Annotated in this window: 23 protein-coding genes; 14 read left to right on the forward strand and 9 right to left on the reverse strand. The window is 66.8% G+C overall.

From position 1 onward, the window contains the following. Positions 1–73: 73 nt before the first annotated feature. The 5 genes from proB to PGP17_RS08585 are packed head-to-tail and all read right to left on the reverse strand — an operon-like array spanning position 74 to position 6,637. Entirely contained in the window at positions 74–907 is an 834-nt protein-coding gene (gene proB / locus PGP17_RS08565; RefSeq protein ID WP_270375009.1) for a glutamate 5-kinase, read from the reverse strand. Beyond that, a complete protein-coding gene (gene ilvD / locus PGP17_RS08570; RefSeq protein ID WP_270375010.1) occupies positions 904–2,595 on the reverse strand; it encodes a dihydroxy-acid dehydratase in 1,692 nt (563 codons plus the stop codon). Before ilvD ends, proB begins: the two co-directional genes overlap by 4 nt. Further along, positions 2,595–3,896 carry a threonine synthase gene (gene thrC, locus PGP17_RS08575; protein WP_270375011.1) on the reverse strand — a complete coding sequence of 434 codons (1,302 nt, stop codon included), beginning with the start codon at positions 3,894–3,896 and terminating at the stop codon, positions 2,595–2,597. Before thrC ends, ilvD begins: the two co-directional genes overlap by 1 nt. Further along, complete coding sequence (locus PGP17_RS08580; RefSeq protein ID WP_270375012.1) at positions 3,896–4,837, reverse strand: homoserine kinase; 942 nt, start codon at positions 4,835–4,837, stop codon at positions 3,896–3,898. Before PGP17_RS08580 ends, thrC begins: the two co-directional genes overlap by 1 nt. Before the next feature lie 30 nt (positions 4,838–4,867). Then, a complete protein-coding gene (locus tag PGP17_RS08585; RefSeq protein ID WP_270375013.1) occupies positions 4,868–6,637 on the reverse strand; it encodes a homoserine dehydrogenase in 1,770 nt (589 codons plus the stop codon). Positions 6,638–7,202: 565 nt separating this feature from the next. On the opposite strand from PGP17_RS08585, the gene PGP17_RS08590 reads away from it, so the two are divergent. From PGP17_RS08590 to PGP17_RS08640, 11 genes are all read left to right on the forward strand, one after another. Further along, entirely contained in the window at positions 7,203–7,328 is a 126-nt protein-coding gene (locus PGP17_RS08590) for a hypothetical protein (RefSeq protein ID WP_270375014.1), read from the forward strand. A 97-nt stretch (positions 7,329–7,425) separates the two neighbouring features. After that, on the forward strand, positions 7,426–8,439 hold the full coding sequence (gene ilvC, locus PGP17_RS08595) for a ketol-acid reductoisomerase (protein ID WP_270375015.1): 1,014 nt from the start codon (positions 7,426–7,428) through the stop codon (positions 8,437–8,439). Positions 8,440–8,450: 11 nt separating this feature from the next. Beyond that, positions 8,451–10,151, forward strand: a complete 1,701-nt coding sequence (ilvG, locus tag PGP17_RS08600; RefSeq protein ID WP_333485400.1) for an acetolactate synthase 2 catalytic subunit — start codon at positions 8,451–8,453, stop codon at positions 10,149–10,151. 1 nt (position 10,152) lies between these two features. Continuing rightward, complete coding sequence (locus tag PGP17_RS08605) at positions 10,153–10,419, forward strand: ACT domain-containing protein (RefSeq protein WP_270375016.1); 267 nt, start codon at positions 10,153–10,155, stop codon at positions 10,417–10,419. After that, on the forward strand, positions 10,416–11,993 hold the full coding sequence (locus tag PGP17_RS08610) for a 2-isopropylmalate synthase (protein ID WP_270375017.1): 1,578 nt from the start codon (positions 10,416–10,418) through the stop codon (positions 11,991–11,993). Before PGP17_RS08605 ends, PGP17_RS08610 begins: the two co-directional genes overlap by 4 nt. A 16-nt stretch (positions 11,994–12,009) precedes the next feature. Next, the gene (locus PGP17_RS08615) at positions 12,010–12,984 is read left to right on the forward strand and encodes a branched-chain amino acid transaminase (protein ID WP_135944607.1); all 975 of its coding nucleotides are present in this window, start codon (positions 12,010–12,012) and stop codon (positions 12,982–12,984) included. After that, positions 12,968–14,389, forward strand: coding sequence for a 3-isopropylmalate dehydratase large subunit (leuC, locus tag PGP17_RS08620; protein WP_135944605.1), 1,422 nt, complete (start codon positions 12,968–12,970; stop codon positions 14,387–14,389). The genes PGP17_RS08615 and leuC overlap by 17 nt, the downstream gene beginning before the upstream one ends. Then, positions 14,379–14,957, forward strand: coding sequence for a 3-isopropylmalate dehydratase small subunit (leuD, locus tag PGP17_RS08625; protein WP_135944603.1), 579 nt, complete (start codon positions 14,379–14,381; stop codon positions 14,955–14,957). The genes leuC and leuD overlap by 11 nt, the downstream gene beginning before the upstream one ends. Continuing rightward, entirely contained in the window at positions 14,954–15,997 is a 1,044-nt protein-coding gene (gene leuB / locus PGP17_RS08630; protein ID WP_270375018.1) for a 3-isopropylmalate dehydrogenase, read from the forward strand. The genes leuD and leuB overlap by 4 nt, the downstream gene beginning before the upstream one ends. Before the next feature lie 150 nt (positions 15,998–16,147). Further along, positions 16,148–17,380 (forward strand): acetyl-CoA acetyltransferase, encoded by a 1,233-nt coding sequence (locus PGP17_RS08635; protein ID WP_270375019.1) that lies wholly within the window; start codon positions 16,148–16,150, stop codon positions 17,378–17,380. Positions 17,381–17,386: 6 nt separating this feature from the next. Continuing rightward, positions 17,387–18,592 (forward strand): acetyl-CoA C-acyltransferase, encoded by a 1,206-nt coding sequence (locus PGP17_RS08640; protein WP_270375020.1) that lies wholly within the window; start codon positions 17,387–17,389, stop codon positions 18,590–18,592. Between the two features lie 16 nt (positions 18,593–18,608). On the opposite strand, the gene PGP17_RS08645 is transcribed toward PGP17_RS08640, so the two are convergent. The 4 genes from PGP17_RS08645 to PGP17_RS08660 are packed head-to-tail and all read right to left on the reverse strand — an operon-like array spanning position 18,609 to position 23,341. Continuing rightward, on the reverse strand, positions 18,609–19,142 hold the full coding sequence (locus tag PGP17_RS08645) for a nuclear transport factor 2 family protein (protein WP_270375021.1): 534 nt from the start codon (positions 19,140–19,142) through the stop codon (positions 18,609–18,611). A gap of 11 nt (positions 19,143–19,153) precedes the next feature. After that, positions 19,154–20,632 (reverse strand): carotenoid oxygenase family protein, encoded by a 1,479-nt coding sequence (locus PGP17_RS08650; protein WP_270375022.1) that lies wholly within the window; start codon positions 20,630–20,632, stop codon positions 19,154–19,156. A 19-nt stretch (positions 20,633–20,651) separates the two neighbouring features. Continuing rightward, positions 20,652–21,467 (reverse strand): DUF1295 domain-containing protein, encoded by an 816-nt coding sequence (locus PGP17_RS08655; protein ID WP_270375023.1) that lies wholly within the window; start codon positions 21,465–21,467, stop codon positions 20,652–20,654. Between the two features lie 14 nt (positions 21,468–21,481). Beyond that, positions 21,482–23,341: an AMP-binding protein gene (locus tag PGP17_RS08660; protein WP_270375024.1), complete on the reverse strand. Its 1,860-nt coding sequence runs from the start codon at positions 23,339–23,341 to the stop codon at positions 21,482–21,484. Between the two features lie 181 nt (positions 23,342–23,522). Here PGP17_RS08660 and PGP17_RS08665 point away from each other — a divergent pair, with 181 nt between their 5' ends. The 3 genes from PGP17_RS08665 (at position 23,523) to PGP17_RS08675 (ending at position 25,891) form a co-directional block, all read left to right on the forward strand. Continuing rightward, positions 23,523–23,936 carry a nuclear transport factor 2 family protein gene (locus tag PGP17_RS08665; RefSeq protein WP_270375025.1) on the forward strand — a complete coding sequence of 138 codons (414 nt, stop codon included), beginning with the start codon at positions 23,523–23,525 and terminating at the stop codon, positions 23,934–23,936. A gap of 111 nt (positions 23,937–24,047) precedes the next feature. After that, positions 24,048–24,548 carry an SgcJ/EcaC family oxidoreductase gene (locus PGP17_RS08670; RefSeq protein ID WP_270375026.1) on the forward strand — a complete coding sequence of 167 codons (501 nt, stop codon included), beginning with the start codon at positions 24,048–24,050 and terminating at the stop codon, positions 24,546–24,548. Then, a complete protein-coding gene (locus PGP17_RS08675) occupies positions 24,545–25,891 on the forward strand; it encodes an MFS transporter (RefSeq protein ID WP_270375027.1) in 1,347 nt (448 codons plus the stop codon). The genes PGP17_RS08670 and PGP17_RS08675 overlap by 4 nt, the downstream gene beginning before the upstream one ends. Positions 25,892–25,916 lie beyond the last annotated feature (25 nt).

Genomic DNA, 25,916 nt, shown 5'->3' on the forward strand with positions numbered 1-25,916 from the left:
ACGATGACACTCCAAGAATCATACTTCGCGCCCCGTGTGAATCCCTCGCGACTCTGAAATCAATGAAATTGCTCTAGGACGCGGTCTCGTTCTGGCGCGCGCCGATAAAGGTCAGCCGCGCCGCCGATCCCGCGCGCAAGGGCCGGTCGCTCGCGCGGGCAATGACCGTCCAGCACGCATGCGCGGCGGCCAGTCGCGCTGCTGCAATCTTGCTCGCCATTCCGCCCGTTCCCGGGCTGCCAGCCCGCGGCCCGCCGGCGAGCGCCGGGTCGAGCGCGAAGATGTCTTCAATCTGATCGATCGGTTGCGCGTCCGGATCCAGCACCGGGTCGGCGCTGTAAAGCCCGTCCACATCGGAGAGCAGGACAAGGCCGCACGCGGGCAGGAGGGGGGCGATGCGTGCGGCCAGACGATCATTGTCGCCGTAGCGTAATTCTTCGGTCGCCACGGTGTCGTTCTCGTTGACGATGGGCAGGACGCCCATGTCCAGAAGGCAGGCGAGCGTGTTGCGGGCATTGTCGCGGCGCTGGCCGGTTTCGGTGTCACCCGGCGAAAGCAGGGTCTGCGCCGTCAGGACGCCGCTGCGCGCGAAGGCGCGCGACCATGCCTCGGTCAGCAGGATCTGCCCGACGGCCGCCGCGGCCTGCTTTTCGGGCAGGCTCAGCGTGCGCGACAGCGGCAGGCCGAGGCGCAGGCGTCCGAGCGCGACTGCGCCGGAGCTGACGAGCACCACCGCCTTGCCGGTCTCGCGCAGGGCCGCGATGTCCTCGGCGATCGCCTCGAACACGCTGTCGCGGGCCCGCCCGGTTTCCGGATCGGTCAGCTGGTTCGACCCGATCTTGATGACGATGCGCCGCGCGCGGCCCAGCGCGTGTTCGAAGCGCGAGGCGGCGGCCGGCGTCTTCATCCGCGCGGCTCGAACGGGAATGAGGTGACCGCCCCGTGCGAGGCCGAACCGACCAGCGCGGCGTATTTGGCATAGGCCCCATGGGTGTAGCGCGGTTCCGGCGGCGTGAATCCGGCCCGGGCGCGCGCAGCGAGATCGCCATCCACGTCGATGCGACGGTTCTCGACATCGATGCTGACCCTGTCGCCCTCCTCCAGGAAGGCGATCGGGCCGCCGCGCGCCGCTTCGGGCGCGATATGGCCGACCATGAAGCCGTAGGTGGCGCCGGAGAAGCGTCCGTCCGTGACCAGCGCCACGTCGTCGCCCAGCCCGGCGCCCTGAATGGCGGCGGTCACGGCGAGCATCTCGCGCATGCCGGGTCCGCCCGACGGGCCTTCATAGCGGATGACGACCACGTCGCCCTTGTTGATCTGGCGCTTGTTGATCGCCTCGAAGGCCGCTTCCTCGCTGTCGAAGACCCGCGCAGGCCCCTCGAACCGCAGGCGGTCATGCCCGGCCAGCTTGGCCACGCAGCCCTGCGGTGCGAGATCGCCATACAGCACGCCGAACCCGCCCCGGCTTTTGACCGGGTTGTCCGGCGCGCGGATCACATCCTGGCCCGGCGTCTCCTTCGCGTCGGCTGCTTCTTCGAACAGGGATTTTCCCGTGACGGTGGGCGCATCGACTATCAGCCCAGCCTGCTGCATCCGCTGGACCAGCAGTCGCGTGCCGCCGGCTGCGCTCATATCGGGGGCCATGTAGCGTCCGCCGGGTTTGAGATCGGCGATGACCGGCGTCGCCCGCGAGATGGCGTCGAACTGGTCGATGTCGAAATCGGTCTGCGAGAGTCCGGCCTCACGTGCGATCGCGAGCAGGTGCAGGACCGCATTGGTCGAACCGGCTGTAGCGGTGACGGCCGCAGCCGCATTCTTCAGGCTTGCCGGTGTGATCAGGTCGCGCGGGCGCCGATTGTGTTCGAGCGCATGCAGGACCGCTGCGCCGGCGGCATGGGCCGCCCCCGCCTTGTCGGGATGGACGGCGGGAATGTCGTTCAGCCCCATGGGCGAAAGGCCGAGAACGCTGAGCGCCATAGCCATGGTGTTGGCGGTGAACTGACCGCCGCACGCGCCCGCGCCGGGGCAGGCGGCCTTTTCCACCTCGCCAAGCTGGTCTTCGGTGATCTTGCCCGCCGCGCAGGCGCCGACGGCCTCGAACACGTCCTGGACCGTCAGCGCCTTGTCGCCGAGGCGTCCCGGCATGATGGAGCCACCGTAGAGCACGACGCTGGGCAGATTCATGCGCGCCGCGGCCATGGCTGCGGCCGGAAGCGTCTTGTCGCACCCGGCCAGGAAGAGCACGCCGTCCAGGCTGTGCCCGCGCACGGCGAGCTCGGCAGAGTCGGCGATCGTCTCCCGGCTCATCAGCGAGGCGCGCATGCCTTCAGTGCCCATCGAGATCCCGTCCGTGACGACGATCGTGTTGAACTCCACGGGCGTGCCGCCGGCGGCCTCGATGCCTTCGCGCGCATGCTGGGCCAGGCCGCGCAGATGCATGTTGCACGGCGTGATATCGGTCCAGGTGTTGACGATGGCGATCATGGGGCGCGCCATCTTCTCGTCGTCGAAACCGGCCGCGCGCAGCATGGCGCGGGCCGGGGCGCGAGCCGGTCCCTGGATGAGTGTGTGGGACGGGCGGCGTGTGTCAGCCATCAGGCAGTCTCCAGTCGGTGGTCAAGATGGTCGGCCAGGGCCGAGAGTTCCGGTTTGAGGGGGCGCGCCCGGCTTTCCCGGTCGGTCACGGCGCGCAGGGCCGGGGTCGGCACGACGCTGCGTCCGATCAGGGGCTCGACAATGTCGGCGAACTTGTAGGGGTGCGCGGTCGCCGCGACGATCCAGGGGCGGGCCTCGCGCTCTTTCGCCTCCAGGCGGGCATAGGCTTCCGCGGCGGTGGCCGAGTGGGGGCACCAGACATAGCCGCTGGTCTCGTAATCGGCGCGGATCCGGGCGCGGATCTGCTCGTCATCGACGCGTTCGACCCGCGCGCTTTCTGCCACGTCACGCATGGCCGAGAGGCGCTCGAAATTGCTCGGCGCGCCGACATCCATCGCATTGGCGATCGTGGCGATGGACGCGCGCGGCGTGTATTCGCCGGTCTTGGCCCAGTCGCTGAGGGTCGCGTTGGCATTGGTGGCCAGCACAAGCGGGCCGACCGGCGCCCCCATCGCCGCCGCGATGGCCGCCGCGACGCCATGGCCGAGATTGCCGGTCGGCAGGATCAGGCCGGGCCTGCGTCCGGTGCTCGCTTCGACCCGGCGCACCGCCCAGGCCAGATAGGCCGCCTGGGGCAGGAGACGGGCAAGATTGATCGAGTTCGCACTGGTCAGATGGTGGCGCTCGCGCAGGGTCCGGTCGCGGAAGGCCGCCTTGACCAGGGCCTGGCATGCGTCGAAATCGCCGTCGACTTCCAGCGCGCTCACCGGCGCATCCCAGCAGGTCAGCTGGTGACGCTGGAAGGCGGAGACCCGGCCCTTGGCGAACAGGATGACGGCACGCACGCCGGCCCGGCCTTCCGCCGCGCATCCGACCGCGCCGCCGGTATCGCCCGACGTCGCGGCCAGCACGGTGAGCGGGGCGCGGGGATCGGACAGACGGTCCAGGCATTCCATCAGGAAGCGCCCGCCGAAATCCTTGAACGCGCCGGTCGGCCCGTGAAACAGCTCAAGCACATGTAGGCCGGGCCGCGCGGGATCGGGCTGGACCAGCGGCACGTCGAAATCGAAGGCGGTCTCGCAAATCTCGGCCAGCTCGCTGGCCAGCGCATCGCCGGAAAACACCGGGGCCAGGAAACGCGCCGCGCTTCTAGGAAGGCTCAGCGTTTCGGGCGCCTCGCCCATGGCCGCCGAGGGCAGTTCGCACGGCATATACAATCCGCCATCGGGCGCCTGACCCTGGCGGATGGCCTCGCTCAGGCTGACGGGCGGGCTATCGGCCCGCGTAGACACCATTTTCATTACGCGATCTCCCGGACCGGTTCGAGTTTCACACCGGGCGCATCGATCGCGGAACGGTAGGCGGTAAAGCTCCGGCCGGCGGCGTCGAACGCCGCGCTCATGGCCTGCTCGACATAGTCGGCATCGCTCTCGTCAGCCCAGGCAAACAGGGACGGTCCGGACCCGGAGAAGGAACAGCCGAGCGCACCGGCCTGCAGCGCGGCGGCCTGGACCTGTTCGAACTCGGGCAGCAGGAAACGGCGCTGCGGTTCGACCAGGCGATCGCGCAGGCAGGCGGCTATGAGTGCACGGTCATTGCTGACGCAGCCCAGCACGAAGCCGGCGAGTGCGCGCGAATGTTCGACCGCGATCTCCATGGCGACCTCGGGTTTGAGAACGTTGCGCGCATGCTGGGTTTCGGTTTGCGCATCGGGATGGAGCAGGATGGAGACCAGCCCGGCCGGTGCCGGGACCGGGCGGATCAGGGCGGGATCGGTCGCCGCCGCCATGACGATCCCGCCATGCAGTGCAGCCATCACATTGTCCCAGGGCGGGGGATCAGCGGAGGCGCGCTCGCCTTCCAGCGCAAATTCGAGCAGGTCTTCGGTAGCAAAGGGGCGGGACAACAGCGCATTGACCGCCGCGGCCGCCGCGACGGCCGAGGCTGCCGATCCGCCCATTCCCGCGCTCAGGGGGATGGCCTTGTGGACATGCACGCGCACACCGAACGGGCGGCCGGCCGCATCCAGCACGGCACGCGCCGCGGCCAGCGCCGTATTGCGCGAGGGCGCATCGGGCAGGCGCGTGACCAGGCCGGTCACCTCGCCCAGCCGGACGCCGGGACGCGATTCGCGCTCGACGGTTACCGTGTCGCGGACCGCATCGAAGGCTTGTCCCAGAACGTCGAACCCGACGCCGAGATTGCCGATACTGGCAGGTGCGCTGGCTTTCGCGCGGATCATGGCCGTCTCCCCTTGTTCTGTCTTCGTCGTTCAGGCGCGGGCAAGTGCGGGTTCGGCGTGCGCGGCCGGGTGCGAGCCCGGCAGGGCAGCGCTGCCGCGCTCATCTCCGCACCATGCGCGGCGCGTGTCCATGATATCGGCAAAGACAGCGGCCGCTGTCGGCCAGCGTCCCGCGCCCTTGCCGTAGACCCCATGGACGGTGCCTGAGGCTTCGGTCAGGAGGAAGCGGTTTTCTTCATTGCGCGCACCTGCCAGGGGATGGGAGAGCGGCACGGCCTCCACGGTGATGGCCGCGCGGACCTCGCCCTCGGCCAGCACGCACCGGCCGATCTGCTTGTAGACCAGGCCCTTCTTCGCTGCCTCCTGCGCCATCTCGCCAGTGACCTCGCGCAGCGATTGCTTGGGAATATCGCCCGGCAGACGGGCGACGCCGAAGGCTTCGCGGATCAGGATGGACAGCTTGTCGGCCGCATCATGGCCTTCCACGTCGGCGCTGGGATCGGCCTCGGCGAAGCCCAGACGCTGGGCTTCGGCCAGGACCGCCTCGAAATCCTCGCCATGGCTCAGCTTGTCGAGCATGAAATTGGCCGTGCCGTTCATGACGCCCTCGATCTGCACCAGATGGGAGAGGGTGGCGATGCGCTCCAGCACGGTGACGCCCCCGCCGACAGCCGCCGAGTAGGCGAGATGATCGGGCCGGGCGGCGCCGACCAGCGTGTCGTAATGCTTGGCGACGGCAGCCTTGTTGGCCGTGACCACGCGCGCGCCCTTGGCCAGTGCGTCTTCCATCACGCGGGCCGGCATGTCCGCCCCGCCCATCAGCTCGACCACGAGGTCCGGGTCTCCGGCAAGACTCTCAGCCATATCGCTGGTGAAGCTCGCCTGCTTGTTCGCGGCATGCTTGGCCGGGTTGCGGACCAGAACCGGGTTGAGCTCGAACAGGTCCGGGTGGGTACGAAGATAGTCCAGGACCCCTGCGCCGACCGATCCGCATCCCAGAAGCGCGACCTTCATCGGGCCGCGGTGGCGCAGACGTCCGGCGCGCTTGGGCAGGCGCGCGATGCGCGTGGCCGCGCCGGCTCCCATACACGCCACCTCGATGACGACATCATGGTCGCGCGCCGCCTCGATCGCCTTGGGCTGGATCAGGCCGCGGCTGGCCGCCATCGCTGCTTCATAATCGAGGCAGTCATAGCGTTTTGCGTCGGGATTGACCGCCGGATCCTCGCTGTAGACCCCGTCCACATCCTTGATAAGCCGGACCCGGTCTGCCCCGGCGCGGGCCGCGAAGAAGACGGCCGTAAGGTCGGTGCCGCCGCGTCCCAGCGTGACGGCGCCGTACTGGTCGTGGCCGGCGGTGAAGCCCGGGATCACCAGCACGTCGGCGCGCTCGAGCGCATCGGCTAGCGCCTTGGCGTCGAGATCGCACAGATCCGCGTCGAGCGGCTCGCCTTCAGCCTTGAGACCGATTTCGTAGGGGTCGAGCACTTCGGTGCGCACGCCGAGCCGGGCCATCTCGAGACCCATCATCGCCGCCGAGCGGTACTCGCCGAGCCGGACGAGGCGGGCCGACATTGCCGCGCTCGCCTCTCCGCCCATGCGCTGGGCCTGCGAGACGAGGGCATCGGTTTCGCCGGCCAGCGCGGAAACGATGACAATCACCTTCTCCCCGTCACGAACGTGGCGGTAGGTCTCCGCGCCGGCCGCGCGATAGTCGCTCTCGCGGGTCAGCACGGATCCGCCGAACTTCAGCACGCTGAGGCGCGGAGCCGGATCGAGGGAGGAAAGGGCGGAAGCCATGGGAAATGTCCTTTTTGGCGGTGGTAACCGGGGTGAACCGGGCATGAAAAAACCCGCTCGCGGAGGGCCGGGAGCGGGTCGGATCGGGTGGTTGTGTTCGTGGTGTGTGAACTCAGCCCGTGCCGTACCGCCCCCGCGTCGGGAGGGTAATAGTGGTCACGGTAATGGTGGTGGTGAGGGACGCGGACGTGCGAAGGCCGGCCGCCGGGGCGGTCGCCAATTCGCTGCCGATGTTATGCCGGGTGGCCAGCATGTCCAGCTCCTTACAAGGTGCGCACCGTGGGCGCTGCACCTGCGAAACGTGCGGGCCTTTTCCACATCCCGTCAACCGGTCCCCTGTGTCTCAAACACCACATCTGCGAGGCGGAAGAACAATAAACACATGATAAATAATTGAATTTATTAAAGGAAAAAATTTTCTCGGAAAATCGTCATTTTACCGGTTGCCGTGGCGATGATTTCCGCCTTACGGTTTTCAACAGATCGGGCGTGCTCGCAAATGCAGCATGTCCCCGTTCCGCACGCGGGCCATTCAGGTCCAAAGGCGGGTACAGGAGCCAGCGTAATGCGCGACACGAAGACCATTGCGATTGCCAGCCGTGACCGGGTTCTCCCGGTCGCGCTGACCTCGCTCGTCCTTCTTGTCGTAGTCCTTATTACCTCCATATCCGGAGCGGCGGCCCCTGTCTGAACGAAGTAGTTTCAAACCAGACACCCAGGACCCCCGCTCCAGCCCGGAGCGGGGGTTTTTCTTTGCCCGAAGATCAACCCACGAAGGACTTTCACCCATGACCCGCATCTACACCGACGACGACGCCGATCCGAAAGCCCTGACCGGAACGGTCGCTATCCTCGGCTATGGCAGCCAGGGCCGGGCGCATGCCCGCAACCTGCGCGACTCCGGTCATGACGTCATTGTCGGCGCGCGGCGCGGCGGCAAGGCCTGGGCCCGGGCCGAGCAAGACGGGTTTGAGGTCGTGGAAACCAGGGAGGCGGCAAAGCGCGCCCGTTTCACCGCGCTGCTGACCCCGGACATGACCCATCGCGAGGTCTATGCCGAGATCGAGCCGGAGATGGACGCTGGCGACACGCTGATGGTCGCGCACGGCTTTTCGATCCACTACGGCCAGATCAAGCCGCGCGCCGATCTCGACGTCGTGCTCGTCGCGCCCAAGGGGCCGGGCGATCTGGTCCGGCGCGAATTTGAAATCGGACGCGGCGTGCCTAGCCTGTTCGCGGTCCAGCAGGACCATTCGGGCAAGGCGCGCGACAAGGCGCTCGCCTATTGCCGGGCCAATGGCGGCACGGCGGGCGGCGCGATCGAGACCAGCTTTGCCGAGGAAACCGAGACCGACCTGTTCGGCGAGCAGGCCGTGCTGTGCGGCGGGGCGAGCGAGCTGGTCACCGCCGGCTACGAGACGCTGGTCGAGGCGGGCTACCAGCCCGAAATCGCCTATTTCGAGTGCATGCACGAGCTCAAGCTGATCGTGGACCTGATGTATGAGGGCGGGCTTGCGCGCATGCACGACTTCATCTCCGAGACCGCCAAGTACGGCGACCTGGTTTCGGGACCCCGCGTGATCAACGCGGAGACGCGTCAGCGCATGCGCGAGGTTCTCTCCGACATTCAGGACGGGTCGTTCGCTCGCGACTGGGTGCTGGAGAACCAGGCAGGCAAGCCGAAATACGACGCCATGCTGCGCGCCGACCTGAACCAGAACATCGAAAAAACCGGAGCCCGCCTGCGCGAACGCATGGCGTGGCTCCAACCCGGCGCGAATGCCGGTCAAAGCGCCGAATAGGACATCACGCCATGACCGCCCAGCCCATCAAGTCTGAGCCTGTGACCCAGCCTGAGTCGATGACCGGCGCTGCGGCGGTCGTTCGCGCGCTGGAACTGGCCGGGACCGAATACGTCTTCGGCTATCCCGGCGGCGCCATCATGCCGGTCTACGACGCCCTGCCGGGCTCGCAGCTCAAGCATATCCTGGTGCGCCACGAGCAGGCCGCGGCCCTGGCCGCCGACGCCTATGCGCGGGTGACCGGCAAGGCCGGCGTCTGCATGGCCACCTCCGGTCCGGGCGCGACCAATCTGGTCACCGGCATTGCCAATGCCTTTATGGATTCGGTCCCCCTCATCGCCATCACCGGCCAGACCCAGACGGCAATGATGGGCACCGATGCGTTTCAGGAGATCGACACGTTCGGCATCACCCTGCCGATCGTGAAGCACTCCTTTCTGGTGCGCGATCCGGCCGAAATCTTCAACGTGTTTGCCGAGGCCTTCGCCGTGGCAACGCAAGGCCGGCCGGGCCCGGTTCTGATCGACCTGCCGAAGGATGTCATGCAGGCCTCCTTCGCAGTTTCCCCCCAGAACGATCACCGGGCCCGGTCGACCCCCTGGCCGGATCTCGATCCCGCGCTCATCGAGCAGGCCTCTGCCCTGATCGCGGCGTCCCGGCGTCCAGTCCTGTATTTCGGCGGCGGTATCGCAATCTCGCGCAGCGAAGCGGCTCTGCGCGCCTTCCATTCGCGCACCGGCATCCCGGCCGTGGCAACCCTGAAGGGGCTGGGCGGACTGCCGACCGAGACGCCCGACTTCCTCGGCATGCTGGGCATGCACGGTACGCGCGCCGCCAATCTGGCGGTCAATGAAAGCGATCTGCTGATCTGCGCCGGGGCGCGGTTCGACGACAGGGCGACCGGACGCCTGGCCAGCTTCGCCCCGCACGCCAAGGTGATCCACATCGACGCGGACGCCTCGGAAATCTCCAAGCTGCGCCACGCCGATATCGCCATTGGCGGGGACATGGCCAAGGTGCTGGATGCGCTGCGTCCCGGCCCGCTCTCCATCGCGCCCTGGCGCGAGCATTGCGCGCAGAACAAGACACGCTGGGCCATGCGCTATGACGCTCCGGGCAAGGGCGTGTTCGCGCCGGCAATGCTGAACGAGCTGTCCCGGCGCGCCGGCGACGAGCTGATCATGACCTGCGATGTGGGCCAGCATCAGATGTGGGTGGCCCAGCATTGCCGCTTCTCGCGTCCCCAGGCGCACCTGACCAGTGCCGGACTGGGCACGATGGGCTTTGGAATTCCGGCCGGGATCGGCGCGCTGTTCGCCGAGCCGGATGCGACCGTGATCACGGTCACCGGGGACGGCTCGATCATGATGAACATCCACGAGCTGGCGACCATCAAGCGCTATCGCCTGCCGTTGAAGATCCTGCTGCTGGACAACTCCCAGCTGGGCATGGTGCGCCAGTGGCAGGAGCTCTTCTTTGAGGAAAACTTCTCCGAGGTGGACCTCTACGACAATCCCGACTTTGCCGAGATCGCCCGGGCCTTCGGCCTGGAAGCCTTCACGGTGGACCGGCGCGAGGAGGTGGACGGCGCGATCGACCGCCTGCTGAGCGCGACCGGCCCGATCCTGGCGCATGTACGCATCGACCCGAGAGAGAACGTCTGGCCGCTGGTGCCGCCAGGCGCATCCAATTCCGACATGATGGAGGCCTGACATGTCCAACCGCATCGAAATCGACTTCACCCGCAGCGAGGGCGCGGTCCTTCGCCTCATCGGTCTCGTCGAGCGCAAGGGCTTTGACGTCTGCTCCGTCGACATGCCCGAGACCGGCCCGGGCCCGGCGCGCCTGACCCTGGGCGTCGCGCCGCGCGATGCATCCCGGCGCATGGATGTGCTGGGCCGCCACGTCGCCAAGATGTACGGCGTCACGGCCGTGCGTTCGGAAGCCACCAGAGAACCCTGTTTGGAACGAGCGTCATGACCCAGACCGTCAAAATCTTCGACACGACCCTGCGCGACGGGGAGCAGGCGCCCGGCTTCTCGATGACTGAGGCCGGCAAGCTGAAAATGGCTCATGCCCTGGCCGCGCTGAAGGTCGACGTGATCGAGGCCGGCTTTGCCGCGGCCAGCCCCGGCGACAGCCAGGCTATCTACCGCATCGCGAGCGAGGTCGAGGGGCCGACAATCTGCTCTCTGGCGCGCGCAGCCAAGGGCGATATCGAGGCCTCCGCCAAGGCGCTGAAGCCGGCGAAGAACCGGCGCATCCACGTCTTCCTCGGCACCAGCCCGCTGCACCGCGAGCACAAGCTGAACATGACCCCGGCCGAAATCCTGGAACGGATCGGCTCCATGGTCGCCTATGCGCGCGAATTCGCCGATGACGTGGAATTCTCCGCCGAAGACGCGATCCGCACCGAGCCGGGCTTCCTGATCGAGGCGCTGTCGACCGCGGCCAAGGCCGGGGCCACCACGCTGAACGTGCCGGACACGGTCGGCTATGCGACTCCGGACGAGATCTACCAGCTCTTCCGCCAGCTGAGCCAGAAGGTCAGCCGTCCGGCCGGCGTCATCTTCTCCGCGCATTGCCACGACGATCTGGGCATGGCCGTCGCCAACTCGCTGGCCGCGGTGCGTGGCGGTGCGCGCCAGATCGAGTGCGCGGTCAACGGTATCGGTGAGCGTGCGGGCAATTGCGCGCTGGAAGACGCGGTGATGGCCCTGCGTACCCGCCGCGACGCTTTCGGCATCGCGACCGGGATCGACACCACGAAGATCATGGCGGCCAGCCGTACCCTGTCCCAGGTGACCAACACCCATACGCCGCGCAACAAGGCGATCGTGGGCGCGAACGCCTTTGCGCACGAAAGCGGCATCCACCAGCACGGCGTGCTGCGCAATCGCGAGACCTACGAGATCATGCGGCCCGAGGATGTGGGTCTGGCCTCCAACCAGATCGTGCTGGGCAAGCATTCGGGCAAGCACGCCTTGAAGGCGCGCGCGGCCGAGCTCGGCTACACGCTGGATGGTCCGGCGCTGGAAGCGGCTTTTGTGCGTTTCAAGGCCATCGCCGACGAGGTCGGTCTGGTGGACTCGGCGCGCCTGACCGCCTTGCTGAGCGAGGAGGCTCCGGGCACACACGATCCCGATTGGCGTCTGTCCAAGCTGGAAATCCGCACCCCGCTGGCGGCCAACGCGCACCCGGTCGCCCGGGTCGAGCTGGAGCACGTCACCCGCGGCCGCATCAGCGATCTGGCCGCTGCACCCGGCGCGCTGGATGCCACCTACCAGGCTGTGAGCCAGATCATGGATGCTCCGGCCCGCGTGGCCGACATCGACATGCAGTACATCGCCGCCGAAGCCGAAGAGGCCGGCGCCGACGGGCAGGGCGCCGACGTGCTGGTCGAGCTGAAGGCAGAAGCCTTCGGCGAGATCTTCACCGGGCGTGCCCGGGCCCGAGACATCATCCCCGCCTGCGTGTCCGCCTATGTGGACGCGCTCAACAATGCCCTCGCCGTTCAACGCCGGCGCGCGGCGCGTGCCACTGCGGCAGCGTGAAGAAAGACACACTCAAATGGCTATCAACGAAGCTGAATATATCTGGCGAAACGGCGAGCTTGTGCGATGGGCCGATGCCCAGGTCCATGTGCTGACCCATGCTCTGCACTACGGAACATCGGTGTTCGAGGGTATTCGCGTCTATGAGACGTCCAGCGGTCCGGTCGGCTTCCGCCTGACCGACCATATCCGCCGCCTGCACGATTCCGCGCGCATCTATGCCTTCGACCTGCCCTATGACGAGGCTGAGCTGGTCGCCGCCTGCAAGCAGGCAGTCACCGCGAACAAGCTGGTGTCCGCCTATCTGCGGCCCATCGCCTTCATGGGCTATGGCTCCATCGGCGTTGTCCCGGCCGCGGACAACCCGATCGATGTCTGCATCGCCGCCTTCGCATGGGGCGCGTATCTCGGCGAGACCGCGCGCACCGAGGGCGTGGATGTATGCGTGTCCAGCTGGAACCGGATGGCGCCCAACACCGCGCCGACCGGCGCCAAGGCGGGCGGCAATTATCTGTCGAGCTATCTGATCTCGCGCGAGGCCAAATCGCGCGGCTATGCCGAGGGGATCGGCCTGGACGTTGACGGGCGGCTGTCCGAAGGCGCGGGCGAGAACCTGTTCCTGGTCAAGAACGGCAAGCTGCTGACGCCCCCGGCCTCGAGCTCCATCCTGCAGGGCATCACCCGCGACACCATCATCGAGATCGCCCGCACCGAAGGCATCGAAGTCGTCGAGCAGACCCTGCCGCGCGAGATGCTCTACCTGTGCGACGAGGCCTTCTTTACCGGCACCGCAGCCGAGGTCACCCCCATCCGCTCGGTCGATGACAAGCCGACCCGGGCTGCCGGGGCCGGTCCTGTCACGAAACTTCTGCAGGAGCGTTTCTTCGGCCTGTTCGACGGAACCACGAAAGACCAGTGGGGCTGGCTGGAGCCGATGCAGAGCCAGGCCGCCAATTCAGAGGAGGACCCGCGTCATGGCGTCGCCGTCTAGGACCCTGTTCGACAAGATCTGGGACACCCACCTCGCCGCGCCGGAAAAGACCGAGGCGCCGGGCCTGCTCTATGTCGACCTTCACCTCATTCATGAGGTCACCAGCCCCCAGGCCTTCTCCGAGCTGGAAAAACGCGGACTGAAAGTGCGCCGTCCCGACCTCACCTTTGCGACGCTGGACCATGCAACGCCGACCACGCCGCGCGCGCCGGGAAGCCTGCCGATCTACATCAATGACGCCGCGAAGAAGCAGGTCGAGCGCCTGGAGGACAACTGCCGCCGCCACGACATCCGCCTGGCCGGATGGAGCAGCGAGGATCGCGGCATCGTCCACGTGATCGGGCCGGAGCTGGGACTGACCCAGCCGGGCATGACCATCGTGTGCGGCGACAGCCATACCGCCACCCATGGGGCATTCGGTTCGCTCGCCTTCGGCATCGGCACGACCGAAGTCGGCCATGTCCTGGCGACCCAGTGCCTGTTGCAGCGCAAGCCGAAGACCATGCGCGTCACCGTCGACGGAAAGCTGCCCCGCGGTGTCGGCGCGAAAGACATGATCCTGGCCATCATCGCCGAACTCGGCGCAGGCGGCGCGGCCGGCCATGTCATCGAGTATGCCGGCGAGGCCATCGAGGCGCTGTCGATGGAAGCGCGCATGACGGTCTGCAACATGTCCATTGAAGCCGGCGCAAGGGCCGGTCTCGTCGCCCCGGACGCGACCACGTTCGACTGGCTGCGCGGACGCAAATACGCCCCCAAGGGCGCCGCGTTCGAGGCAGCCAAGCAGCGCTGGTCGAAACTGAAGTCCGATCCCGGCGCCGTCTTCGACACCGAGGTCCGCCTCGATGCGTCGCGCATGGCTCCCATGGTCACGTGGGGCGACAGTCCGGACACCGCCGTACCCGTTTCGGCCACCACTCCGGCCGCAGCGCCGGGCAAGGCCGCCGAGGCGCTGGCCTATATGGGCTTCCGGCCCGGTCACACCTTGCTGGGCGAGCCGGTCGACGCGGTCTTTGTCGGCTCCTGCACCAATGCGCGCCTGTCCGATCTGCGCGAAGCCGCCGAAATCATGGCCGGCCGTCACGTCAAATCGGGCGTGCGCATGCTGGTCGTCCCGGGTTCGGAGGCGGTCAAGCGCGCTGCCGAAGCGGAAGGGCTCGACGCCATCTTCAAGACGGCCGGAGCCGAATGGCGCGAGCCGGGCTGCTCCATGTGCATCGCCATGAACGGGGATAGCGGCAAGCCGGGCGAGCTCGTCGTCTCGACCTCGAACCGCAATTTCGCCGGCCGTCAGGGCAAGGGCGTGCGTACCGTCCTCGCCAGCCCGGCCACCGCCGCTGCCGCTGCTGTCTGCGGTGCCATTGCCGACCCGCGCCGTATCCTGGAGGCGAGCTATGCTCAATGAGCCCATTACCCGCATCGCCTCGCGCAGCTTCACCCTGCGCGACGCCAATATCGACACCGACCAGATCATCCCGGCGCGTTTTCTCACGACCACCGAACGCGGCAAGCTGGGCGAAGCGTGCTTCTGCGACTGGCGCTTCAACGAGGACGGGTCGAAGACCGCCCATCCGCTCAACGGTGTCGACCCCGACGCGGCAAGCATACTGGTGGCCGGGGACAATTTCGGCTGCGGCTCCTCGCGCGAGCATGCGCCCTGGGCGCTGATGGATTTCGGCTTCCAGGCCGTCATCACCTCGCGCGCCGCCGACATCTTCAAGTCGAACGCCGCCAAGAACGGGCTTGTGGTCTGCGAGATCGACGAGGCTTCCCATGCCGCCCTGCTCGACCGGGCCGGTGAGGAGGTCGAGATCGACGTCATCGGCCAGACCGTCACGGCAGGCAATATCCGCGCGGAGTTCAAGCTCGAGCCCTTTGCCCGGACCTGCCTGATCGAGGGGGTCGATCCGATGGGCTATATCCTCGCGCAGGACGAGGCGATCACACGCTTTGAAGAGGCGCGGGCGGCGTGAGCAAACACATTCTGGTTCTGCCTGGCGACGGCATCGGTCCCGAGGTCGCGCGCATCGCGGTCGACTGCCTCAAGGCCGCCGCTTCCGCCGAAGGCGTGTCGCTGACCTTCGACGAAGCCCCGTTTGGCGGGGCGGGTCTCGATGCCTGCGGCAAGCCGCTGCCCGAAGAGGCACTCGACAAGGCCCGCTCTGCCGATGCGGTCTTTCTGGGCGCTGTGGGCGGGCCGAAATGGGATGACGCGCCGGAACGTCCTGAAAAGGGTCTTCTCGCGCTTCGCTCCGAGCTCGGCCTGTTCGCCAATCTGCGTCCGGTCAAGGTGTTCGCCGGGCTGGAAGACCTCTCCCCGCTGAAAGCCGACCGTGTCGCGGGCGCTGATCTTCTGATCGTGCGCGAACTGACCGGCGGATTGTATTTCGGCGAAAAGCGCGAGGGGCGCGAGACCGCTTCCGACCTGTGCACCTACTCTGCTGACGAGGTGGCCCGGATCGCCCGGGTCGCCTTCCGGGCGGCCAGCGGGCGCAGGGGAAAGCTGACCAGCGTGGACAAGGCGAATGTGCTGGCGACCTCACGGCTGTGGCGCTCCACGGTCAACCAGCTTGCGCCGGAATACCAGGACGTCACGCTCGACCACATGTATGTGGACGCGACGGCCATGAAGCTCGTGACCCATCCCTCCGCCTTCGATGTCATCCTGACCGAAAACCTGTTCGGCGACATTCTCTCCGACGAGGCGGCGGTGATTGCCGGCTCGCTCGGACTGCTCGGCTCGGCCAGTCTGGGCGAGGGCGGACCCGGCCTGTTCGAACCCATTCACGGCAGTGCGCCCGACATTGCCGGGCAGGACAAGGCCAATCCTTCGGGTGCCATCGCCAGCGCCGCCATGTTGCTGCGGTTCGGCCTGGGCGAGGCGCGCGCTGCCGACCGGATCGACGCCGCCCTGCAGGCTCAGCTCAAATCGGGCCGGACGACGGCCGATATTGGCGGCTCCCTCGGGTGCCGGGCCTTCGGCGCGGAAGTCTGCGAGCGGCTTGCGTCCTGAGACTTGGCTGCCATTTTGCACCGAATTTTCGGTCAGCCACTGAAGGCGGGCTAGGGAAACGCTTGTCCAGCGCCCAACAGGCCGATAAGGTGAGTTTCAGTACGAAAGTCACTATATCGATCTCTTGGAGCTCGCGGAGGCGCTCATCCCATGACATCGCCAGTCTTCATTCTCGGGGGCGCGCAAAGCGACTTCGCTCGCAACTGGACGCGCGACAATAAGGGGCTTTTCGAGATGATCTCGGAAACCACTGCTGCGGCCCTCGACGAGGCCCGGCTGGATGCCGAGGACATCGAAGCGCTGCATATCGGCAATTTCGCCGGCGAGCTGTTTTCCGGTCAGGGTCTTCTGGGCGGCATGGCCGTCATGGCCCACCCGGCGTTTTCCGGTCTGCCGACCAGCCGCCACGAGGCGGCTTGCGCCTCCGGCTCGATGGCCATTCTCGCTGCCTCCGCCGATATCGAAGCCGGCCGTTACGGCCTGGTCGGTGTGATCGGCGTGGAGCTCATGCGCAACGTTCCGGGCGAGCAGGCTGCGCGCAATCTCGGGGCCGCGGCCTGGGCCGGGCGCGAGGCCGAAGGCGCGCGCTATCTCTGGCCGGCCATGTTCTCCGGACTGGCTGAGGTCTATGAGCGGCGTTACGGGCTGAAGCGCGAGCATCTGGCGGAAATCTCGAAGACCAATTTCGACAATGGCCGCCGTAATCCGAACGCCCAGACCCGCAACTGGCAGTTCACCGAAGACAGCTTCTCCGCCGACGACGAGGCCAACCCCGTCATCGAAGGCTGGATGCGCAAGAGCGATTGCGGCCAGGTCACCGACGGGGCGGCCGTTATCTTCCTGGCCAGCGAGGCCGAGGCGCGCAAATATGCCGACGCCCGCGGGCTCTCCCTGGACGAAATCCCGCGCCTGAAGGGCTGGGGCCATACGACCGCGCCTCTCCTGTTCGAAGCCAAGCTGGCCGAGAGCGAAGGCTCGGATGGCTACACCTTTCCCTGGGTGCGCAAGGCGATCACCGACGCCTATGCGCGCGCCGGCCTGTCCGGGCCGGACGATCTCGACCTGGTCGAGACCCACGATTGCTTCTCCATCACCGAATACATGGCCATCGAGCATTTCGGGCTCGCCGGACCGGGCGAGGCTTGGAAGCCGATCGAGGCCGGCACGATCCGGCCGGACGGCGCGCTTCCCTTCAACCCGTCCGGCGGACTGATCGGTCTCGGCCATCCGGTCGGCGCGACCGGGGTTCGCATGGCGCTCGATGCTGCGCGCCAGACCACCGGCCGGGCCGGCGATTGCCAGATCGGCGGGGCGAAGACCGCCGCCACCTACAATGTCGGCGGCTCCACGACCGCCAGTGCCTGCTTTATTATCGGGGTTTAAGCCAGAATGGATATCTACGTGTATGACGCCGTGCGTTCGCCGCGCGGCAAGTCGAAAGAGACCGGCGGTCTTGCGGCCCTGACGCCGCACGAGCTGGTCGGCCAGCTCCTCTCCAGCCTGAAGGACCGCAATGGCCCGGACTCGGTGACGCGCGCCGAATCGCTGACGCTTGGGTGTGTCGGCCAGGTCGGTGCGCAGGGCGGCCATCTCGCGCTGGTCAGCCGGCTCCATGCCGGCCTGCCTGACACGTTGCGCGCCCTGACGCTCAATAATTTCTGTGTCTCCGGTCTGACGGCGATCAACATGTCCGCCGAGGAAGCCCAGGCGCGCGGCGATGACCGTCTGCGCCTCGCCGGCGGGGTGGAGATGATGTCGCGTGTGCCCTTCATGGGCGACAAGGCCTTCTACTACGCAGATGCCAAGACCGCGCAATCGCTCAACTATGTGCCGGTCGCGCTGTCGGCCGACCTGATGGCGACGATGGAAGGCTTCACCAAGGAAGACCTCGACCGCGTGACCGCCCGGTCCCATCAGCGCGCCGCCAAGGCCTGGGAGGCCGGGGGGCTCGACGAGGTGATCGCGATCCGGGCCGAGGACGGCTCGGTCGCCCTCGCCATCGACGAAAGCATTCGCGCGGACACCACGGTGGACTCGCTCGCCGCCCTGGCCCCGGCCTTTGCCGAAATGGGCGCGCAGGGCTTCGATGCCATGATGCTCAAATCGCGGCCGGAACTGGCCGAAATCCACCACCTCCACTCGGTGGCCAACTGCCCGCCGACCTGTGACGGCGCGGCTCTGGCACTGGTCGGCACGAAAGCTGCCGGAGAGGCGGCGGGGCTCAAGCCGAAGGCACGCATCCGCGCGCTGGGCGAGGCGACGGCCGACCCGGTCCTTCAGCTCACCGCGGGTTTCGCCGCGATGGAAAAGGCGCTCGACGGCGCCGGCATGACGCTCGGCGATCTCGACCGCATCGAGTTCATGGAGGCTTTTGCCGCCACGCCGACCAAGTTCGAGCGCGACTACGAGCCGGATCTCGACAAGGTCAATCCCGAAGGCGGGCATCTGGCGATGGGCCACCCGATGGGCGCGTCCGGCGCAATCCTGCTGGCCACGCTGATCGGCGGGCTGGAGCGGTCGGGCGGCCAGACCGGCCTCGCCGTCGTCCATGGCGGATCCGGGGTCGGTTCCGCGATTGTGGTGGAGCGCGTCTGACGCGCTCCCCGAAAGCCTAGAAGCGCTGGTAGGACAGGTCGCCGCGACCGCGCGTGCCCATGTTCAGGTCGGGGTGGCCGGGATCGAACATGCCCAGGCACCAGCCCTCGGCTTGCGGCGCATCCCGGTTCCAGTCGAGCGCCATCTTGCGATGGGCGATCTTCCACGCGCCGTCGCGACGCTCGAACTTGTCGACCAGACGCCCCCCGGTCAGCGTGTCATTGGCCTTGCCGTCCGCGTCGTCGAAGCGCGCGAAGGTGAGCACATAGGTCTCCACGAACGCGGTCTTCGCGTCGTCCTGCAGGTCGATGTTCACGTTGCACAGATAGTGCGCCATCGGATGGCGCAGCTTGGCCATGCGCGCCACCGCCCCGTCCACATAGGCGTGGGCCGGGCCATTATACGTGTTGCCATGCTCTTCGATCGCATCGGCGTGGTAGCACGACTTGAGAAGCTCGCCGTCGGCGCGATCGACCCCGCGCGCGTAATTGGTCAGCACATCGTAGATGTCCTGCTTGGCGATCAGGGTTTCGAGCGTGTTTGCGGTCATGAAATATCCTCTCAGGAAAGGCCGTTGGCGGCACGCACGGTCGGGCCGTCGGCCCAGGTCGCATGAGTGCCGCTGGAAATACGGTGAGGCAGGATGATGCGGCAGACCGGTCCGGCCTCGATGTCGCGCGCATCCACCAGCACGCATTCCGACCGGTCCTCGACCATGTCGGTGATGAAGCTGACCAGATAGCCGTCATCCTCGCTGCTGGCCCCGACACGCGGTGCGAACGGCGCCTCGCTCCCGAACCGGCCCTCCCCAAATCGCAATGTCTCAGACTTGCCGGTGTCCATGTCGTGCTTGACCACGCCTTCGAACAGGAAGCGGCCGGGCTGGGTGAAGGTGGAATAGAGGTAGCGCGACTTCTCGCCGGCCACCTGCTGGTTGAAGCTGCCAAATTCGAGCACCCGGTCGTCGAGGCGCTCTTCCCGGGTTTCGCCGGTCGCAAGATTGAACCGCCAGCGGTGCAGCTTGGGCTGGAAGGAGTGTTCGTCCAGATAAGCCATGAGCTGGCCAAGCCGCGGATCGCCCTCGGCCTGGAGTGCGCTCGGGCTGGGATTCTCCTGGAAATACCCGTCCAGCACGATTTCGTCGCCCTCTTCCCAGGCGTTCATCCAGTGCAGGACATAGGTGGGTTCGGCCTCGAACCAGCGAATGTCGCCGGGCTGGCCGTAGCGCGGCACGATGGCGAAACGCGTCGGCATGTCCGGGTGAAAGCGGGCCGCGTGCCGGCCCTTGGCCAGGATGTCGGCATCCCAGAAGAGCGGCAGGTCGGCCATGATCGAGTAGTTGCGCGTGAACGCCATGTCGTGGGGCAGGCGCGGGCCGGGCAGCTCGATCGGGATGTAGTGTTTCAGCTTGTTGTCCGGTCCGACCACGCCGTAATGCATGAAGGGCGCGTGCGTGGAGTAGTTGAAGAAGAGCAGCTCCCCGGTCGCTTCATCCAGCTTGGGATGGGCGGAAATGCCGTCGAGCGGGACCCAGCCTTCCGTGCCGAACTGTTCGAGCGTGTAGGGGTCGAGGCGATAGCCTTCCCCGCACTGGTAGAAGGTCGACAGGATCTTGCCGGCATGCACCACGACATCGGTCGACGAGGCGTCTTTCACGCCGCCATGCGCGCCCCAGCCCGGCCGCTTGGACAGGCGCGGGTCTTCTGCGATCCCGGCCCAGAGCGGCTGGCCCGCCTCGACTTCGGCCATCAGCGCCTTGGTGCGCACGAAGCGATTGTGATAGCTCGCCTTGCCGTCCCGGAACGTCATCGTGTGGATCATCCCGTCGCCGTCGAACGGGTGGTAGAGCCCGATCGATCCGAAGGCGGGATTCTCGCTGTTGCGGACATAGATCCCGTCGATATCGCGCGGGATCTCCCCGATCACCTCCAGCCCGTCCGCATCGAACTCGTCGAAGACCGGGCGCCAGGCCCCGGACGTGTAGGGGTGATGAGGATCGGGCTCGGTATGGGGGAAGGTGTGCACCCTGGTCACAGTCATGATGGATGTCCTTGCTTGCCTAGGCCGGGTCGCCGGGCGCGCCGGCCGTCTTGCGCGGCGGCATCGGGATGAATCCGCTGGTCCGCGCGATATAGGCCTCGTACTCGGGCCGGGACCGCTTCAGGCGGCGTTCGAGAAGAGCCGCGCCGCTCCATTTGACGAGCAGGAAGGTCAGCAGGAGCGGACCGACGACCGAGGCGAGCCCGATGCCGGTTTCGGCCGCGATCAGAAACAGGCCCCACCACACGCAGGCATCGCCGAAATAGTTCGGGTGCCGGGTATAGCGCCACAGACCTTTGTCCATGACCTTGCCCGCATTGGCCGGATCGGCCTTGAAGCGGGCCATCTGAAAATCGCCGATGCTTTCAAAGAAGATGCCGACAATGGCCAGAACGGCCCCGGCAACGGCCAGGATGCCCAGCGCCGGCGGCGTGGCCGGCACCTGACCGAGCTGGACCGGCAGGGACACCACCCAGAGCAGCACGCCTTGCAGCAGGAAGACGTTGATCAGCGCGAACAGGTGCTTGTTGCCCTTGGCCCGCTCGAGCAGGGCGACATAGCGCTTGTCGGCGCCTTCCTTGCGCCAGCGCCAGAGCAGATAACCGCCCAGGCGCAGGCCCCACACCGCCGTCAGGGCCAGGAGCAGGGCTTTGCGTCCCTCGTCGCCGGCAGGCGTCATCGCGTAGGTGACCAGCGCGACCAGCACGAAGCCGAACGCCCAGAAGGAGTCGATGAAGCTGACATCCTTCAGCGCGATGCTGAGCAGCCAGAGCAGGACCATGGCCGCGATCAGCACGGCGAAATTCGTGGCGAGTACATAAATCCAGTCTGCCATGATGGCGTCCTTTCCTAGGCTGAGACGCCGGGCGTGCGTGCGCCGGGCGAGATGACGCCGGGCCCGGGCGGCTCGGCATAGAGCCGGTCCACGTCGCCGGAACGGTGGCGCCGGGCGGCTTCCTGATTGATCGTGCCCTTGTCGGAGACCTCATGGGCCTCGGCATCGGGCGGTGATGCGAGCAGCGCGAAGCGCACGACGCGTTCGCTGGAGCCGGCGCAGGCGGCGTTGTGCGCAGCCAGGCGTTCGGCGATGAGGTCCAGCGCCGCCTCGCTCTGTGCGACGCTCGCCTCGGCCGGCAGGCCCGCCGCTTCGGCCAGTGCCTTGATGTTCGGCCAGGCGAGGATCGCGACATAGGGCCGGTTCTCCCCGCAGATGACGAGGTCCTGGATGTAGGGCGCGCAGACCTTCACCAGCTCGGCGCGCAGGGCCCCGCCGCTGACGAACGTGCCGGTATCCAGCTTGAATTCCTCGGCCAGGCGTCCGGCAAAGGCGAGTCCGGCTTCGACATTGTCCGGGTCATGAAATTCGGCCGTGTCACCGATCTTGTAGAAGCCCTCCTCGTCGCGGATTTCCGCTTCGAGCTCGGGCCGGTTCAGATAACCCGGCGTGACCATCTCCCCCTTCATGCGCAACTCGTAACGGCGCGCATCCAGCGGGACCAGCTTGACCGAGAGACCCGGCATGGGCAGGCCGATGCCGACCTGCTCGGACATGAAGTAGATCGACATGCATCCCGACGTCGTTTCGGTGGCGCCGTAGCCGGTCGTCAGGAAGACGCGTTTGCCGGTCTCGGCCTCGGCCAGCGCCTGCAGGCGGTCGAAGACCGGCTGGGGCAGGCCCGCGCCGCCATAGAGCATCAGCTGGAGCTTCTCGAAGAAGACCTTGCGCAGGCCGGCATCCTCTTCCAGCGCCTCGGCCAGCATCGCGTATCCGGCGGGGACATTGGTGAAATACTTGAGCGGAATCTCGCGCAGATTCTCGATCGTCTGTTCGAACAGGCCGGGCAGGGGCTTGCCGCCGTCGATATAGAAGCTGCCGCCGAAGATCGCGGCCGCCATCGAGGAGAAGGCGCCCGACACATGGCTCCAGGGCAGCCATTCGAGCAGGGTGTCGTCCCACCCCGCGGCGCGCCCCAGCGTCTGCCAGCCCTGATAGAGATTGGCGGTGATCATGCGCTGGGTCTGGATGACCGCCTTGGGCTTGCCGGTCGATCCCGAGGTCAGCATGTAGGCGGCAGGCGCATCCGGGTCGAGCGACTCGATCGACCGCGCGACGGCCGGTGTCACGGGCGTCTTCAGCACCGTGTCATAGGCCACGCTCTTGCCGGCGAAGGCCTCGGGTTCGCGCGTGATGACGACGGCGTCGCCCGGCGCTGTCGCGTTCACCGCCTTCGCGCAGGCTGCCGTCTCGGCGAAAATGACGGCTGGCCGGGTCATGTCCATGACATGGCGCAGGCGCTCGAACCCGCCGGCCTCGCCCATCAGCGCATAATTTGCGCTGACCGGGCAGACGGGCATGCCGGCGCCCATGGTGCCGTAGCGCATGACCGCATGGGCGATGGAATTGCCCGAGACGATCATCAGCGGGCGCCCGGCTTGCGGAGCAAGGTCGATCAGGAATTGGGAGAGCGCGTCGGACCGGGCCTTCGTCTCGGCAAAGCTGGCCGTGACCCAGTCCTTGCCCGGTGCCGGGCGCTCGGCCAGATGGGTCTTGCCGCCCTGTTTGAGGGCCTGTCGTGCGAGGCCGAGCGGCACGCTCGCGCTCTCCACCTTCAACGGCTCGCGCGGGGTCATCACGATAACCCCGTCCTCGCGCCGCTCGATCTCCAGGTCGACGGGCGGGAAATCCACCTCCCGATAGGGTGCGGTCATGCCGGCTCCCTTGATAGTTTTGTTATGCAATCGAATGCGCAGAGTAGGATCGCTGAATTCGGTGTGTCAATCAGGCAAAAAATGCGCCGAGCAGGCGGCAAGGCTTTTACTTGCGTAATCGTACTTTGAGAGCTTAGGCTCGGGCCGCATAGGCAGAAGGTCAAATGGGAAAGGCCGCCTGATGGCACACATTGATACGGTCCACACGATCATCGAGGCGTGGAAGACGGGCGACATCGACACGGTGCTCGACCAGCTCGCGGACGACGTCGTCTATCACTTCCATGTCGGCTCGCGTCCTCTGGAAGGCCGCGCGCATATCCGGCGGTTTCTGGAGAAGTTCGGGGCCGGACAGACCGAGATCGCCTGGCGGATCACGCGACATGTGGAAGCGGGCGACACGCTCTTCGTCGAAGGCGTGGACGACTATGTCAACGCGGACGGGGTCCGGATGCGCGTTCCCTATGCCGGCGTCTTCGAGTTCGAAAACGGCAAGGTTCTGCGCTGGCGCGACTATGTCGACAGCCAGGCGGTGGAGGATGCGCGTCAGGGCAAGGCCCCGCCCGAATGGGTCGAACCGCTTCTCGGCGCCTGACCTCCGGTTTCGCTTGACGCTGCCGGGCAAGATCGCTCTTATAACTTGCACAACAAAACCAAAAGGCCCGAAACAGGCCTCAACACGACCGAAACAGTCTGGGAGGACACCATGCGCATTCTGATTGCTGCGACGGCATTGGCCGTCTGCCTGCCCGCCGCTCACGCGTCCGCGCTGCAGAGCGGGGACGCCGCCGCCGCGCCCGAGATGCAGGATCCGCGCACGGCGGTCGTGCTCGACATGGTCGATGCGTGGAACACCCGCGACTGGGAGCGCGTGGTCAATCTGTTTGCCGAGGACGGCTCGCTGCATTCCATGATGGTCGATCCGATTGTCGGGCGCGAGGCGATCGGCACCCGGATCGGTCACATGGCCGACGGGATCGAGGAAATCACGTTAAACGTGCGCCATATCGGCGTCATCGACGATGTCGTGTTCATCGAGCGCGTCGACGAATTCGTCTATCACGGTCACCCGGGCTCCGTGCCCGTCGTGGGCGTGATCGAGGTCAACGAAGAGGGCCTGATCGACGAGTGGCGCGAATACTATGACCGCGCAGAATTGCTTGAGGCGATGGGTGTCGAGACCGACTTCGATTCCGAAGCGCGATGAGCGGAAACCCGAGCGCGCCTGCGGTAGGTCCGGCGACGGATGAAGCCGGCTACCCGTCCCCGTTTGTCGCGTGGACGATGGTGGCCGTGCTCTTCCTGGCCTACATCCTGTCCTTCATCGACCGGATGATTATCGGCCTTCTGGTCGAGCCGCTCAAAGCCGATCTCGACCTCACCGATACGCAGGTCAGCCTGCTTCAGGGGTTTGCGTTTGCAATCTTCTACACGGTGATGGGTCTGCCGCTCGGCCGGCTGATTGACCGGTCGGCGCGCCTGCCCATTGTGGCCGCCGGGGTCGGGCTCTGGAGCCTGATGACCGCGGCATGCGGGCTGGCCGGTCAGTACTGGCAGCTCTTCGTGGCCCGCATGGGCGTCGGTGTAGGCGAGGCGACCTTGTCGCCCGCCGCCTATTCCATCATCTCCGACACCTTCCCGCAGAAGCGTCTGGGGCTGGCGATGGGCGTGTACGGGCTGGGCTCGGCGGTCGGGGCCGGTCTCGCCTTTCTGATCGGGGCCTTCATCATCGAACTGGTGGCCTCGACCGGATCGGTCGTCTTGCCGATCGTCGGCGAGGTACGCGCCTGGCAGGCGACCTTCCTTATCGTGGGCCTTCCCGGCGTTCTCGTCGCTGGCCTGTTCCTGCTCCTGCCCGAACCGATGCGGCAGGGCGCGGCCGGTCAGCCGGCCGATCAGGTCCAGGTGCCGATTTCCTCGGTACTCGATTTTGCGCGGCGCCGGGCGGGCGCGGTGATGGGGCTGTGCTTTGCGGTGGCGATGGTCAATTTCGCCGTGTTTGCCGCCGTCTCCTGGTTCCCGGTCTTCCTGATCCGGGTCCATGGTTTCACGCTGACCGAGGCCGGCCATCTCGCCGGCGCGGCCCTGATCGTCGGCGGTCTGATCGGCCTTGTCGGCGGGGGCTGGGTGACCGACCGGTTCGGCGGCGGCACCCCCGCCGGGCGGCTGGGCTTCTGCGGCTATGCTGGCATGGTGGGAACGGTCTTCGCGGTGATCTTTCCGCTGGTCGGCAATCCTCTCGTGGCCGCAGCGGCCTTTGTGGTCTTCTTCGCCTCGGCGGCGGTACCGATCGGGGCAGCCGCCAGCGCCTTGCAGCAGCTCACGCCGAACCGCATGCGCGCCACTTTCTCGGCCATCTATCTCTTCATCGTGAACCTGATCGGGCTCGGGGCCGGCCCGACGGCGACCGCGCTTGTCGGGGACATGTTCTTTCCGTTCGATACCGGCATCCGCTACGCGATCACCGTGGTGTCACCGATTTCCTTCGCGGTGGCGGCGGGCCTGTTCCTCATGTCCGCGGCTTATGCGCGCCGGCCCATGGCCGTCTAGCTGCGCCCCACCTGTGGGAACAGGA

The organism is Marinicauda sp. Alg238-R41 (assembly GCF_947331485.1).
Taxonomy (GTDB): Bacteria; Pseudomonadota; Alphaproteobacteria; order Caulobacterales; family Maricaulaceae; genus Marinicauda; species Marinicauda pacifica.

Coding starts and splice junctions, on each gene's coding strand:
- ilvD (WP_270375010.1), bottom strand. CDS start 2,595: ATGGCTGACACACGCCGCCCGTCCCACACACTCATCCAGGGACCGGCT.
- PGP17_RS08635 (WP_270375019.1), top strand. CDS start 16,148: ATGACATCGCCAGTCTTCATTCTCGGGGGCGCGCAAAGCGACTTCGCT.
- PGP17_RS08670 (WP_270375026.1), top strand. CDS start 24,048: ATGCGCATTCTGATTGCTGCGACGGCATTGGCCGTCTGCCTGCCCGCC.
- PGP17_RS08605 (WP_270375016.1), top strand. CDS start 10,153: ATGTCCAACCGCATCGAAATCGACTTCACCCGCAGCGAGGGCGCGGTC.
- leuC (WP_135944605.1), top strand. CDS start 12,968: ATGGCGTCGCCGTCTAGGACCCTGTTCGACAAGATCTGGGACACCCAC.
- PGP17_RS08675 (WP_270375027.1), top strand. CDS start 24,545: ATGAGCGGAAACCCGAGCGCGCCTGCGGTAGGTCCGGCGACGGATGAA.
- PGP17_RS08615 (WP_135944607.1), top strand. CDS start 12,010: ATGGCTATCAACGAAGCTGAATATATCTGGCGAAACGGCGAGCTTGTG.
- PGP17_RS08585 (WP_270375013.1), bottom strand. CDS start 6,637: ATGGCTTCCGCCCTTTCCTCCCTCGATCCGGCTCCGCGCCTCAGCGTG.
- PGP17_RS08650 (WP_270375022.1), bottom strand. CDS start 20,632: ATGACTGTGACCAGGGTGCACACCTTCCCCCATACCGAGCCCGATCCT.
- PGP17_RS08655 (WP_270375023.1), bottom strand. CDS start 21,467: ATGGCAGACTGGATTTATGTACTCGCCACGAATTTCGCCGTGCTGATC.
- PGP17_RS08665 (WP_270375025.1), top strand. CDS start 23,523: ATGGCACACATTGATACGGTCCACACGATCATCGAGGCGTGGAAGACG.
- PGP17_RS08590 (WP_270375014.1), top strand. CDS start 7,203: ATGCGCGACACGAAGACCATTGCGATTGCCAGCCGTGACCGGGTTCTC.
- PGP17_RS08640 (WP_270375020.1), top strand. CDS start 17,387: ATGGATATCTACGTGTATGACGCCGTGCGTTCGCCGCGCGGCAAGTCG.
- ilvG (WP_333485400.1), top strand. CDS start 8,451: ATGACCGCCCAGCCCATCAAGTCTGAGCCTGTGACCCAGCCTGAGTCG.
- ilvC (WP_270375015.1), top strand. CDS start 7,426: ATGACCCGCATCTACACCGACGACGACGCCGATCCGAAAGCCCTGACC.
- PGP17_RS08645 (WP_270375021.1), bottom strand. CDS start 19,142: ATGACCGCAAACACGCTCGAAACCCTGATCGCCAAGCAGGACATCTAC.
- proB (WP_270375009.1), bottom strand. CDS start 907: ATGAAGACGCCGGCCGCCGCCTCGCGCTTCGAACACGCGCTGGGCCGC.
- PGP17_RS08610 (WP_270375017.1), top strand. CDS start 10,416: ATGACCCAGACCGTCAAAATCTTCGACACGACCCTGCGCGACGGGGAG.
- PGP17_RS08580 (WP_270375012.1), bottom strand. CDS start 4,837: ATGATCCGCGCGAAAGCCAGCGCACCTGCCAGTATCGGCAATCTCGGC.
- PGP17_RS08660 (WP_270375024.1), bottom strand. CDS start 23,341: ATGACCGCACCCTATCGGGAGGTGGATTTCCCGCCCGTCGACCTGGAG.
- thrC (WP_270375011.1), bottom strand. CDS start 3,896: ATGAAAATGGTGTCTACGCGGGCCGATAGCCCGCCCGTCAGCCTGAGC.
- leuD (WP_135944603.1), top strand. CDS start 14,379: ATGCTCAATGAGCCCATTACCCGCATCGCCTCGCGCAGCTTCACCCTG.